At 42.1% G+C, this 13,207-nt stretch carries 6 protein-coding genes, 1 pseudogene and 1 riboswitch; of the genes and pseudogenes, 6 read left to right on the forward strand and 1 reads right to left on the reverse strand.

From position 1 onward, the window contains the following. Positions 1 to 267: 267 nt before the first annotated feature. The 3 genes from FBB35_RS21235 to FBB35_RS21245 all read left to right on the forward strand — a co-directional run bounded on the left by FBB35_RS21235 (position 268) and on the right by FBB35_RS21245 (position 4,299). On the forward strand, positions 268 to 2,106 hold the full coding sequence (locus FBB35_RS21235; protein WP_174711278.1) for an alkaline phosphatase family protein: 1,839 nt from the start codon (positions 268 to 270) through the stop codon (positions 2,104 to 2,106). A 243-nt stretch (positions 2,107 to 2,349) separates the two neighbouring features. Continuing rightward, positions 2,350 to 2,564: riboswitch (cyclic di-AMP (ydaO/yuaA leader) on the forward strand. A 161-nt stretch (positions 2,565 to 2,725) separates the two neighbouring features. Further along, complete coding sequence (locus FBB35_RS21240; protein ID WP_174711279.1) at positions 2,726 to 3,997, forward strand: glycosyltransferase; 1,272 nt, start codon at positions 2,726 to 2,728, stop codon at positions 3,995 to 3,997. Between the two features lie 104 nt (positions 3,998 to 4,101). Then, the gene (locus FBB35_RS21245) at positions 4,102 to 4,299 is read left to right on the forward strand and encodes a hypothetical protein (RefSeq protein ID WP_174711280.1); all 198 of its coding nucleotides are present in this window, start codon (positions 4,102 to 4,104) and stop codon (positions 4,297 to 4,299) included. Between the two features lie 177 nt (positions 4,300 to 4,476). On the opposite strand, the pseudogene FBB35_RS34930 reads toward FBB35_RS21245, so the two are convergent. Next, positions 4,477 to 4,818, reverse strand: a pseudogene (locus FBB35_RS34930) (ISAs1 family transposase); the annotation flags it as partial. A 36-nt stretch (positions 4,819 to 4,854) separates the two neighbouring features. Between FBB35_RS34930 and FBB35_RS21255 the strand changes: the two are divergent. The 3 genes from FBB35_RS21255 to FBB35_RS21265 all read left to right on the forward strand — a co-directional run bounded on the left by FBB35_RS21255 (position 4,855) and on the right by FBB35_RS21265 (position 13,202). Beyond that, positions 4,855 to 6,207 (forward strand): AAA family ATPase, encoded by a 1,353-nt coding sequence (locus FBB35_RS21255; RefSeq protein ID WP_174711281.1) that lies wholly within the window; start codon positions 4,855 to 4,857, stop codon positions 6,205 to 6,207. 75 nt (positions 6,208 to 6,282) lie between these two features. After that, entirely contained in the window at positions 6,283 to 11,619 is a 5,337-nt protein-coding gene (locus FBB35_RS21260) for a WD40 domain-containing protein (RefSeq protein WP_174711282.1), read from the forward strand. A gap of 221 nt (positions 11,620 to 11,840) precedes the next feature. Continuing rightward, positions 11,841 to 13,202 carry an MATE family efflux transporter gene (locus FBB35_RS21265; protein WP_174711283.1) on the forward strand — a complete coding sequence of 454 codons (1,362 nt, stop codon included), beginning with the start codon at positions 11,841 to 11,843 and terminating at the stop codon, positions 13,200 to 13,202. Positions 13,203 to 13,207: the final 5 nt, after the last annotated feature.

A 13,207-nucleotide genomic window follows, 5' to 3' on the forward strand; every position in this document is an offset into this window, starting at 1 on the left:
TATTTAAAAGATATTTTTCCAAAACCGGGATGCTCATCTCAACTAATAAATTTTACTTATATGAATTCAAAGAGTTGACATATTCACTCTGAGTATAAATACTCAAATTACCCAATTCAATTGACTGAAGTTCAAGCAGCCATCTAAATTTCTTCTAGTATGAAAAAATTGGTATTGCAGTTAACACGCAATAAAGTTTGATACATGGTTAAATTAAATACTAAAGTTCTAAAACGCCGGAAATACCTATATTTGGAGATGTAGGCGATGTTTTTACCTAAGATATATAAGAGTTTTCTGATCATAGCTACCGTTACACTCATTACAGTATTGGCAGTTTCAGGATTTGCTAAGACCAAACCTCAACACAATGTAATAATTTTCATTACAGATGGATTGCGACCTAGTAAAGTTAATGCTCAGGAAACTCCTAATCTTCATCAAATTCGCCAACAAGGTGTAAGTTTTGTCAATAGCCATTCGCTGTTTCCTACTTTTACTACCGCCAATGCTTCTGCGATCGCAACTGGACATTATCTCGGTGATACTGGTGATTTCAGCAATACAATTAATGTTGGCTTTCCTGTCAACAGCGCCAGTAACAGCCCCGTTCCTTTCTTAGAGAATAATGCTGTTTTGGGGGAAATTAGCCAACATTTTAATGGCAATTATTTAAACGAAGAAAGCCTATTAGATGCCGCGCGTGAAGCTGGATTTAGTACCGCCGCCGTTGGCAAGGTTGGGCCAGTATTAATTCAAGATGTTACTCAACGAAGTGGTAAATCCACGATTATAATTGATGATGCCACCGGTTCCCAAACGGGAATTCCTTTGAGTTCTGAAATAGCTGAACTGTTAACAAAAAATGGCATTGCCTTAAAATCTCCGACGCGAGGAGATAATGGCAAATCTGGTAACAGCACAGTACCAGGCACAAAAGTCGCTAATATATTTCAACAACAATACTTTGCCGATATAACGACAAAAGTGCTATTACCTCTATTCAAACAACGGCAAAAACCTTTTGTTTTAATTTATTGGTCACGCGATCCAGATGGAACTCAGCATAACCAAGGTGATAGTCTAAACACTCTTACTCCAGGGATTAATGGCCCCACTTCACTTGCAGCTCGTCAAAATGTCGATAACAATCTCGGACAAATCCGTGCCGTTCTCAAACAGCTAAATTTAGAAGCTTCTACAAATATTTTTGTGACGGCCGATCACGGTTTTTCTACCATCAGCAAGGAGAGCAAAACCAGCTATTCAAGAACGCTTAATTATCCAGATGTGATGAAAGGATTTTTGCCACCTGGTTTTCTAGCTATTGATATTGCTCATGGTTTAGGATTACCTTTGTTTGATCCAGATAAGCAAAATGCTACGGTTGCTCCAACTCAGGGTCAGTTTTCTAAAAACGGTTTGATTGGTAAAGATCCGAGTAAACCTGATGTGTTAGTGGCTTCTAATGGTGGTTCAGATTTGATTTATTTACCTAATAGTGCAAATAACAAAGCACTTGCTAAACAAGTTGTAGATATCCTCTTAAAAGAAGATTATGTTAGTGGTTTATTTGTAAATGATAAATTAGGCTCCATTCCAGGGACTTTACCCTTGAGTGCGATCGGGCTTAATGGTAAATCTCATCTTCCTAGCCCTGCGATCGCAGTAAACTTTCGGACATTTGATACTGGTTGTGGCGATCCAACTGCTTGCGGCGTGGAAGTTGCAGATTCTTCTTTACAACAAGGACAGGGAATGCATGGCTCTTTTAGCCGTGCTGACACTTACAATTATATGGCTGCGATCGGCCCTGACTTTAAGAAAGCTTTTGTAGACCGAGTACCAGTGAGTAATGCTGATGTGGCTATTACCTTAGCTAATACTTTAAATTTGAAGATTCCCCATCAAGGAAAACTTATAGGTCGTGTTTTACATGAATCTTTGGTCAAAGGAGTCAAAAAAGTTTCTTTTAAATCTCATACTTTGACATCCCAACCAAGTACTAGTGGATTAAAAACGATCCTGAAGTATCAAACTGTTGCCTCAACTCGATATTTTGATGTTGCTGGTTTTCCTGGTCGGACACTCGGTTTAGCAAAATAGTATACCATTGGTATATTTAAATCTTTGAAACTCTCAAGATTATTTCATTCCCATAAACTAAAGAAAATGTAGCAATAAATATCAGTAAGTTTCTTCTTGAGAGCATCTCAATAACTCCAACTTTCCCTTACATTTGATTCTTCAAAGCTAGTTACAACGCGCTTTGAAGTGATTAGCATCACCATTTTTTTGTTCATACTCTTGACATAGTTGATGACCAAAGGTTATAAAACTTTAAGAAAATAAATCAGTCTGCCTAATCCACTACATTCCCAACAAACATTTGTAAAGGGTAAACCGGAGCGGAGGAACCAAACCTGGGGCGTATTTTGAAGAAAGTTAAAAGTTAATAGTGAGGAGTTAAAAGTTACTAAACTCATAACTCATAACTTTCTTAAGAAGGACATCTCTCAGTCCTAGCCCGTCAGCTAACTTCGTCGGCATTGAGAAGAGACTGAACGAGCAGCATTCTTAAAAAGTAATGCCTTGTTCTCGTCAGTGTCCTTTGGCTGGTAACTTTGCGGTTCGTTGTGCCTGCCCTCGGCCTTGAGAGAGGATAATAATATCTTGATTTCTGGCGTTTGAGGCAGGATTATTTACCTTGAGGTGAAAATCAGCTATGTTCCAGAATAAGAAACATCGCATTGCCCTAATTTCTGTTGATGGCGACCCGGCGGTTGAAATTGGTCAAGAAGAAGCTGGGGGTCAAAATGTTTATGTGCGTCAAGTCGGTTATGCCTTAGCGCAGCAAGGTTGGCAAGTGGATATGTTCACTCGTCGTAGTAATCCCGAACAAGCTGCGATCGCTCAACATAGCCCAAACTGTCGTACTATTCGGTTAAAAGCTGGCCCAGCTGAGTTTATCGGGCGAGATAACTTGTTCCAGCATCTACCTGAATTCATCGAAGAATTCCAGCAATTTCAGCAGCGCCAAGGGTTTCATTACTCCTTAATTCATACCAACTACTGGTTATCATCTTGGGTGGGTATGGAATTGAAAAAGCAGCAACCCCTGATTCAGGTACATACTTACCACTCTTTAGGAGCCGTTAAATACAGAAGTATTGGTGATGTTCCGGTAATTGCAGCCCAGCGATTAGCTGTAGAAAAAGCCTGCTTGGAAACTATAGACTGTGTAGTTGCAACCAGTCCGCAAGAACAGCAACACATGCGGATACTCGTTTCCAGCAAGGGAAATATTGAAATGATTCCCTGTGGTACTGATACTGACAAATTTGGGGGAATTGAGCGAAGTGCAGCGCGGGAAAACTTGGGAATTGCCCCAGATGCCAAAATGATTCTCTATGTTGGTCGCTTTGACCGCCGTAAAGGAATTGAAACCTTAGTCAGAGCCGTTGGCAAGTCTAGTTTAAGAGGTGAAGCTAACCTCCAGCTAGTAATTGGTGGTGGTAGCCGTCCTGGTCAGAGTGATGGCATAGAACGCGATCGCATTGCTAGCATCGTGACTGAACTCGGATTAGAAAATTGTACAAGCTTTACCGATCGCCTAGATGAAACTGTCCTCCCTTTCTACTACGCCGCCGCCGATGTCTGCGTAGTCCCCAGCCACTATGAACCTTTTGGTTTAGTTGCTATTGAGGCAATGGCTAGTAAGACTCCAGTCGTAGCTAGTGATGTTGGCGGGTTGCAGTTTACTGTTGTACCAAAAGTCACAGGATTACTTGCACCTCCTAAAGATGAAGTAGCTTTTGCTGCTGCTATAGACCGCATTCTTACCAACCCAGCTTGGCGAGACGAGTTAGGTGAAGCGGCAAGGCAACGGACAGAAATTGCTTTTAGTTGGTACAGTGTTGGATTCCGACTGACTCAGCTTTACACTCGTTTGTTGGCTCAAACTGCACCCAATACCCAACTCCGAATTGCAGCTTAATTTTTACAGCTTTGTGCGCGGAACTAATATCATCAGAGTGATTTTGCCGCGCACAAATAGCCAACGACAAACTACTCAACTTAGTTAATTAGGAAGTCAGAATTATGTTGCATATCGGGGATTATGCTTTGCATCAAAGAACAGGGCAAATTGGTCAAGTTTTCGGTTATGGACATCAGGTAATGGATGGAGTGTACATAACCACCCTCAAAGTCAGAGTGAGCAAGCATAAAGGAACTCGTCGTCAAAGTAGATTTCTCGAAGATGCTTACTCCAGATGGATACTGGCAGAGGCAGAATAAGGGACTTACAGCGACAGGGTAAGCGCACCTCAAATGCTATTGACGAGCGGATTTAAACACATCATCATGTTGAGATAAACAAGCAGCAAGAATAGTAAGCATATAATCATTATCCATTGCGGCTCGATTAAATTTTTGGCGATTACTACGTTGAAAAGATTGCTCTCAATTTAACGTGCGATGATGTCCTGTTTCCATCCGTTCGTCGTAGCTGACGATGATGTCCTCAAATCCTTGAGCTTGCTCAAACCAAGTTTTCACCTGCCCATAAAGTGTCGGATGGTTGGCTTTAAGTGCTAGGACGTAATCTGCCTTCGCATGATATGTTGCAGCGATCGCTGTTTGAGTACCCATTCTATCAATCGTAATGATGCATCCTGCTAAGTCAAGTAGCTCTAAGTGAACCGTAAGCTGATCAAAATGTGAACTAAAATTAGCGCGATCGCACTGCGGTAAATGGAGTTTTATGACATCTTGAGATGCAAAGATGTAAATAACTTTATCCTTTTGAACATAGATATGTTAGACAATACGAGATAGTTGCACTACCAGGTTATGCCCATAGATTTACGGGAATTTTATCAGGCTAGCGATCCCAGCAGAACTCTATTTGTCAACAATAGCTCTGATGGCAAGTATTACATAGATTTTTCCTCAGTCCGAGGTGGCGATATTCTTGGCAAGTTGAAGCAGAAGATAACTTTTTTTAAGCCCAATGAACCCACCTGCACTTTATTTACTGGGCATATTGGTTGTGGAAAATCGACAGAACTATTACGGTTACAGGCAGAACTGGAAAAATTAGGTTTCCATGTGGTTTATTTTGAGTCCAGTGACGATCTGGAAATGACCGATGTCGATATTGCTGATGTGCTGCTAGCGATCGCTCGGCGTGTGAGTCAAAGTCTCGATAAAATTATACTGGACTCACCAAACAAGTTTAATGAGTTGCTGCAAGGTGCTTGGAAGGTCTTAAACTCCGAGGTGACGGGGGCAAAAGTTAAGGTTCCGGTGGTTGGTGATGTTGGTTTATCCACAGATAAAGAAAAGCTTTCTCTATCTGTGGGTATTGGTGAAATCACCGCGAAGATGAAAAATGACCCGACGCTGCGAGAAAAACTCAATCAGTATTTAGCACCGCAAAAAACTAAACTGTTGGAAGCGATTAATCAAGAATTATTGGAACCTGCGATCGCTAAACTCAAACAGCAGGGTAAAAATGGTCTGGTGGTAATTGTCGATAATCTTGACCGCATAGATAATCGTGTCAAACCTTGGGGTCGTCCGCAGCAAGAATATCTATTTGTCGATCAAGGTGAGTTTTTGACTAAGCTTAATTGTCATCTCATCTATACCATGCCGTTGTCCTTGAAGTTTTCCAATGATTATGGAATGCTGACCCAGCGTTTCCCAGAAGACCCCAAGGTGTTACCAATGGTACCTGTACAAAAGACTGATGGCAGCGTTCATTTACAGGGAATGGCACTCATGCAGCAGATGGTACTAGCAAGAGCTTTTCCTGACATCACACCAGAGGAGCGTTTAAATAGAATTACCGAGATTTTTGATAGTGCGGCTAGCCTAGAACGGTTATGTAAAATGAGCGGTGGTCATGTGCGGGACGTGCTGAGGCTGTTGAATACCTGGATTATGGAAGAAATGAGTCTTCCCTTAACCCGTGAAACTTTAGAGCAAGTTATTCGTTCTCGGCGGAATGAAATAATGTTACCGATTTCTGATGAAGAGTGGCAATTGTTACGTCATGTCAAAGAAAGGAAAAAGGTGAGTGATGATCACGGATATCAAAAACTGATCCGCAGTCGCTTTGTCTTTGAATACCGCGACGGTGGCGAGTCTTGGTTTGATGTTAATCCCGTCTTGGCTGAAGCCAGAGAATTAAGTTTGTAGTAAGCACTTTAGTGCTTATTATTTCCTATCTTTGAAAGCACTAAAGTGCTTACTACGAACTAAACACATAAGCTTATGAGTTCACAGCAACCACCAGAAGATAACCATGTAAACAACGATCGCACTCTGAAACAATTAGCTTGGGCGATCGAGTCTTCCGTGGGACAGTTTAAGCTGATTTTGGCACGGTGTAATTATGCTAGCCTGCGCGATCGCTTAATCTCCAGATTGCAGGAAATTTGTCAAGTCGAAATTCGTGTCTTGGCGGTGCAGCACTCTAACAGGACTCTTTATACTGCGATTCAGGAAGAATTTGGCGAAGAAATGCCAGCCTGTGTGATGGTTGTGGGTTTGGAATCAGTGCAGAATTTATCTGTGATGTTAACTTCTGCTAATCAGGTGCGGGAAGAGTTTCGCAAGAATTTTGCTTTTCCGTTAGTGTTGTGGATTGATGATGAAATCTATAAGCAACTAATACAGCTTGCGCCAGATTTGGAAAGTTGGGCAACTACGAGAAATTTTGAGATATCAACACAGGAATTAGTAGATTTTGTCACCCAAACGGCTAATGATTGGTTTGGTAACAACTTAAAATTTAGCGTAGATATATATGTCAAGTTGGAAAATGAGTTAGAAGCGGCGCAAAGATATTTACTCAATAAGCCAGATGTTTATAATTTAGAACTTCAAGCTAATTTAGAATCTTTATTAGGTTTTATCAAACAGATAAACAATCAAAAAGATTCGGCTTTAAGATATTATCACAAAGCTTGTAAGCTCTGGCAGCTAAATAATAATTTAGAACATCAGATAAAAATCCTCGGTGAAATCGGTTTTTGCTATTATCTCAAAGCTTTTAAACATCAATATATAACTCATCCCGATTGGCAAGCGACTTGGCATTATGTTCAAGAATATATAAATTTTATTAGCCAGTTACGAACTCCAGATTTAATTGCTAATGCAGTAGTTAAATTCGGTGATATCTTGCGAGACTTGCAAAAGTGGGAAACTTTGCAGAGTCTTACAGAAAAAGCTTTAGTAATACATCAAACTAACAACCAGCTAAGGGAATTAGCCAAAGATTACGGTTTTTTAGCTGAGGTGGCTTTGGCTAAAAAAAACTGGGTTGAAGCAAATCAGCTTGTTCAGGAAGCATTGAAAGTTTTTGCTGCAATTCCCAATGTGGAATCAGCGAGTATATCAGGGGTTGTATCTGAGATTTCCGAAAGAGATTTTAAATCAAAAGATTTTAGTTTATATCAGTTTGTTTTAGGTCGTTCTCAATACCATTTAGGTCAAACTCAACAGGCAAATCTCAGCTTAGAAACTGCTAGAGATGTGGGTAATCCTCTAGAAGATGTCAGGCTTTACTTGGATATTCTGAGATTTTTGCAGCAGCTTTATTTTGAACGGAAAGAATATCTCAAAGCATACAAGATCAAACAGCAACAGCGTTCTATTGAACAGCAATTTGGTTTGCGGGCTTTTATTGGTGCGGGTAGGTTAGAAGCTACAAAGCAGGCATTTGTAGAGACATTGCGCTCAAACTCTCCTCAAGGAAACATTGCCCCGGAAATTGCTGCATCTGGTCGCTTATTGGATGTAGAACGTTTAATTGAACGCATGGGTCGCCCTGATTATAAGTTGATAGTAATTCATGGGCAATCGGGTGTCGGCAAAAGTTCCCTGGTGAATGCAGGATTGGTGCCAGCTTTAAAGAATAAAGCGATCGGTATTCAAGATTATATGCCGGTGGTAATGCGGGTTTATACTAACTGGGCGGAAGAATTGGGGAGGCTTTTGGGGAGAGATGAGGGAGATAAGAGAGGTAAGGGAGATGAGAGAGAGTTAGAAGGTCAACTTTCATCCTCAGAAGGTCAACGTCCACCCTCAGAAGGTCAACGTTCATCCTCAGAAGGTCAACGTTCATCCTCAGAAGGTCAACGTTCATCCTCAGAAGGTCAACGTCCACCCTCAGAAGGTCAACGTTCATCCTCAGAAGGTCAACGTCCACCCTCAGAAGGTCAACGTCCACCCTCAGAAGGTCAACTTCCACCCTCAGAAGGTCAACTTCCACCCTCAGAACTCGGAACTCCGCAATATTTGATATCCAGACTGAAAGAAAACGAACAGTGCAACCTCCGCACAGTGCTAATTTTCGATCAATTTGAGGAATTTTTCTTTGTTTACACCGAACCTGCACAAAGGAAGCAATTCTTTGAGTTTCTAGGAAAGTGTCTGAATGTTCTATCGGTAAAAGTTATCTTATCGCTGCGGGTAGATTACATCCATTACTTGCTGGAGTGCAATGATTTATCCAGTCTCAAGATTATTGGCAATGACATTCTCAGCAATAATGTGCTTTACAAGTTGGGGAACTTCTCACCTGCTGATACCAAGTCAATTATTCAGCGTTTAACTGAACATACTAGTTTTCGCTTAGAAGATGCTTTAGTTGAACAACTCGTGCAAGATTTAGCCGATGGATTGGGTGAAGTGCGTCCTATTGAGTTGCAGGTTGTGGGGGCGCAACTGCAAACGGAGAATATTACAACTCTGGCAGAATATCGGCAGCGTGGCACTAAGGACGAATTGGTTAAGCGTTATTTGGATGAAGTTGTTAATGATTGCGGCGTAGAAAATCAGCAAGCAGCAGAAATATTACTGTATTTGCTCACCGATGAAAAAGGAACTCGCCCGTTAAAGACTCGCGCTGAGTTGGAACGCGATTTACTGCCGTACTTCTCGGAGATCCCCCCAACCCCCCTTAAAAAGGGGGGCTTTATTTTTTCTACCCCCTTTTTAAGGGGGTCAACCCAGGCGGGGGGATCGGAAGCCAGGGCGGAACAAGCTTCTGAAATCAGTAAATTAGATTTAGTGTTAAAGATTTTTGTCCAATCGGGCTTGGTGGTTTTGCTACCAGAGAACCCGGCTGACCGTTATCAACTTGTACACGACTACATCGCCGCCTTTATCCGCCAGCAACAGGAACCGAAGTTAAAGCAGGTGATGGCGGAACTGGAAAAAGAACGAAAAGAAAGAAAACTGAGTGACGCGAAACTGAATAACTTTCTCAAACGCGCCCTTTTTGGTTCCGTCGCCGCAGGTTTAGTATTAGCTGGGTTGACAGGGTTATCATGGCGATCGGCAAATGAGGCAAATGAGCAAAAAAAAGTAGCTGATATTAATGAAATTAACGCTATTAATAATTCTTCAGAAGCGTTTTTGGCATCTGGACAACATCCAGATGCTTTAATAGCAGCCTTAAAAGCAAGTGAAAAACTCAAACGCACACCTTCGGCATTAAAAAGAAGCGATACCCGAATGCAAACTGTAGCAACTTTACGGCAAGCAGTTTACTTAAAGCCAAACGAGAAGAAAGAAAATCGTGCCATTGAAGTAAATACTTTAGAAGGTCATAGCGATACGGTCAGAAGCGTCGCCTACAGCCCCAATGGACAACAGTTAGCTTCTGCAAGTGATGATAACACGCTCAAAATCTGGGATGTCAGCAGTGGTCAACTCCTCAAAACCCTGACTGGTCATAGCGATGGGATCAAAAGCATCGCCTACAGTCCCAATGGACAACAGTTAGCTTCTGCAAGTGGTGACAACACGATGAAAATCTGGGATGTCAGCAGTGGTCGACTCCTCAAAACCCTGACTGGTCATAGCGGTTGGGTCAATAGTGTCGTCTACAGCCCCAATGGACAACAGTTAGCTTCTGCTAGTGAGGACAAGACGATCAAAATCTGGGATGTCAGCAGTGGTCAACTCCTCAAAACCCTTACTGGTCATAGCAGTCTGGTCATTAGCGTCGCCTACAGCCCCAATGGACAACAGTTAGCTTCTGCAAGTGGTGACAACACGATGAAAATCTGGGATGTCAGCAGTGGTCAACTCCTCAAAACTCTGACTGGTCATAGCGGTCAGGTCATTAGCGTCGTCTACAGCCCCAATGGACAACAGTTAGCTTCTGCAAGTGCTGATAAGACGATGAAAATCTGGGATGTCAGCAGTGGTCAACTCCTCAAAACCCTGATTGGTCATAGCAGTGCGGTAATTAGCGTCGCCTACAGCCCCAATGGACAACAGTTAGCTTCTGCTAGTGAGGACAAGACGCTCAAAATCTGGGATGTCAGCAGTGGTCAACTCCTCAAAACCCTGATTGGTCATAGCGATGCGGTCAGTAGCGTCGCCTACAGCCCCAATGGACAACAGTTAGCTTCTGCTAGTTTTGATAAGACGCTCAAAATCTGGGATGTCAGCAGTGGTCAACTCCTCAAAACTCTGACTGGTCATAGCAGTGCGGTAATTAGCGTCGTCTACAGCCCCAATGGACAACAGTTAGCTTCTGCAAGTGCTGATAAGACGATGAAAATCTGGGATGTCAGCAGTGGTCAACTCCTCAAATCCTTGACTGGTCATAGCAGTACGGTCATTAGCGTCGCCTACAGCCCCAATGGACAACAGTTAGCTTCTGCAAGTGCTGACAACACGATCAAAATCTGGGATATCAGCAGTGGTCAACTCCTCAAAACTTTGGCTGGTCATAGCAGTACGGTCAATAGCATCGCCTACAGCCTCAATGGACAACAGTTAGCTTCTGCTAGTGCTGATAAGACGCTCAAAATCTGGGATGTCAGCAGTGGTCAACTCCTCAAAACCCTGACTGGTCATAGCAGTGCGGTAATTAGCATTGCCTACAGCCCCAATGGACAACAGTTAGCTTCTGCAAGTGCTGATAAGACGCTCAAAATCTGGGATGTCAGCAGTGGTCAACTCCTCAAAACCCTGACTGGTCATAGCGATATAGTCTATAGCGTCGCCTACAGCCCCAATGGACAACAGTTAGCTTCTGCAAGTGCTGACAACACGATCAAAATCTGGGATGTCAGCAGTGGTCAACTCTTCAAAACCCTGACTGGTCATAGCTATAGGGTCAATAGCGTCGCCTACAGCCCCAATGGACAACAGTTAGCTTCTGCTAGTGAGGACAAGACGATCAAAATCTGGGATGTCAGCAGTGGTCAACTCCTCAAATCCTTGACTGGTCATAGCGATATAGTCTATAGCGTCGCCTACAGCCCCAATGGACAACAGTTAGCTTCTGCTAGTTCTGACAAAACAATAATGTTATGGGATTTCGATTTCGATAATTTATTACACAGTGGTTGCAATTTGCTGAATAATTACTTTATTGGCCATCCAGAAGTGTTAGAAGAGTTGCAATCATGCCAAACTCCATCGCGGAAGGCGCAAGGGGCGACAACGTTAGTCATCCAAGGTGAGAAGTTAGCGCGAAATAATGATATTCAAGGCGCTGTTGAAAAGTTCAACAAAGCACAGCAGTGGAATAATAAATTAAAGTTTGATTCCCAGGCGAGAGCGAAAGAGTTGGCGAATTAAGGCAAGGTTGAATCAGGCTCTTTGAGTTGTATGGAGTTTTTTCAAAAATTAAATAAGAATTATATAGTAATTTATAACAGCAACATAACAACAAATTAGGATAAGCTTTTATTTCTAAGCACCTTTATATTTACTTTATAAATAGTATCTACACATTAAAACATCCTAATATATTAAGTGTTACTTTTTTAGCACCATTCTTAATTTTTATTTGTAGCCCAATGGAGTTAAGTTTACAAGAATTTAAGTCAAAACTGATATTAGAAGTCCAAGCCTGCCTGCAATTGGCAGTTCCTCTAGTAATTACTCAAATATTAGAAGCGGGCATTCCTTTATTAGATGGGGTGATGATGGGCTTACTTAACAGCCAAGCTTTAGCTGCGGGTGCTTTAGGCGCTGTTACATTTTCGACTCTAGCTTCCATTTGTCGTTCTATTCTTTCAGCCGCAGGTGTGACTGTCGCAAATGCTTTTGGTGCAGGAAAAATAGACCAAATTAGCCGTGCTACCGGTCAAGGAATTTGGTTAGCGGTGACGATGTGCTTACCTGTGATGTTTATCATTTGGCACTTTGAATATATCTTGCTGCTGACTGGTCAAGAAGAAAACAATGTATTGTTGGCTCAAACATATTTGCGGTCTATTGTTTGGGGCTTTCCTGCTGCGCTCGGTTTTTGTATCTTAAAAGAAGTTAGCTCTGCCCTCAATCGTCCTCAATTTCTAACAGTAATTACGGTGACTGGACTATTATTAAACGCAGTTGCTAATTACGTGCTAATGTTCGGTGAATTTGGTTTACCAACCCTTGGTTTAGCCGGTATTGGTTGGGCAAGTACACTCATTTTTTGGCTGAATTTTATCGCCGCCGCCAGTTGGGTTTGCTTCGATAACTACTTTAAAGACTACCAGCTTGATTTAGCTCTGAATCAGTTCGATAAAGATATGTTTATAGATATCTTCCAAACTGGGTGGTTTTTGGGATTGCAGTATGGAGCCGAAATTGGAGTATTCACTACCACGGCTTTGATGATGGGGTGGTTTGGGACAGATACGTTAGCAGCACATGAAATAACCGTTGAGACAGAAAGTTTTGTCGAAACTGTGTCTATAGGTATTTCCTATGCCGTCACGATGAGAGTAGGGCAGCTGAGGGGACAAGACGATCTCAAGGGTGCAAGCAGAGCGGGATTTGTCTGCATTGCGCTTATTACTCCCTTTGTAAGCATTGTGGCACTAATTTTTTTGCTGTTTCCCAAATACATTGTGGCAATGTATTTGGACACCAGTAATTTGGATAATATCGAAATAGTTAAAACGGCAATTCCTTTCTTAGCTGCGGGGGCACTAGTCCAGATATTTTATTCTATTCAGACTATTGCTGCTGGTGCTTTAATCGGGTTAAAGGATACTAAAGTACCAGTGTTAATCACTATGTTTGCTTACTGGGTGCTAGGTCTAGGTGGGGGCTATCTGATGGCATTCAGTTTAGATTGGGGTGCTATAGGTTTATGGTTGGGTTTAGTACTAGGGCTATTCATGGGTGCAGTGCTTTTAACTTGGCGTTTTTATTGGCTGACGCGATAAATCCA

Source organism: Nostoc sp. TCL240-02 (assembly GCF_013343235.1).
GTDB lineage: Bacteria > Cyanobacteriota > Cyanobacteriia > Cyanobacteriales > Nostocaceae > Nostoc.